The organism is Blautia sp. MSK.20.85 (genome assembly GCF_013317245.1).
Lineage (GTDB): Bacteria > Bacillota > Clostridia > Lachnospirales > Lachnospiraceae > Blautia_A.
In genome coordinates, this window is the sequence record NZ_JAAIUN010000097.1 from 1 (window position 1) to 623 (window position 623).

A 623-nucleotide genomic window follows, 5' to 3' on the forward strand; every position below is an offset into this window, starting at 1 on the left:
GATATTTCTGGTAGCGATGCGCTTAGGGGACACACCCGTTCCCATCCCGAACACGACGGTTAAGACCTAAGCGGCCGATGGTACTGCACTGGAGACGGTGTGGGAGAGCAGGTGGCTGCCAGATCAAATGGGGATGTAGCTCAGTTGGGAGAGCACCTGCCTTGCAAGCAGGGGGTCGAGAGTTCGAATCTCTTCATCTCCACTGAAATCGAAAGATTTCAAGATGGGCTTATAGCTCAGCTGGTTAGAGCGCACGCCTGATAAGCGTGAGGTCGGTGGTTCGAGTCCACTTAAGCCCACTGGTTTAAATGAACCAGAACCCCGTAAAGTTCATAATCATGAGCCATAGGGCAAAGGTCCACTTAAGCCCATTGGGTTTTAAGTAATAAAGCCCAATATATTGTACCTTGAAAACTGCATACATGAGATTTGATTAAGTTAATCAAATATCCTTAAACGCAAAGTATTAAGAAATTAATGCAAACGCAAAGATAGGAAGACATCGATTTATCTGTTATGAACAGAGTAATCAAACACATGTCGGAAGATACGTGAGTATCTAAAGACAGAGAATCAAGAGACCGCATCACCTACGCTAGGGTGATGAAGCGAAAGGTCAAGCA

Annotated in this window: 2 tRNA genes and 1 rRNA gene; all 3 read left to right on the forward strand. The window is 45.6% G+C overall.

Features of this window, described 5'->3' with window-relative positions:
• Positions 1-6 precede the first annotated feature (6 nt).
• Positions 7-124: ribosomal RNA gene (gene rrf, locus G5B12_RS17055) — 5S ribosomal RNA — on the forward strand.
• 5 nt (positions 125-129) lie between these two features.
• Positions 130-202: transfer RNA gene (locus tag G5B12_RS17060), tRNA-Ala, on the forward strand.
• Positions 203-225: 23 nt separating this feature from the next.
• A tRNA-Ile gene (locus tag G5B12_RS17065) sits at positions 226-299 on the forward strand.
• The last annotated feature ends 324 nt before the right edge of the window (positions 300-623 follow it).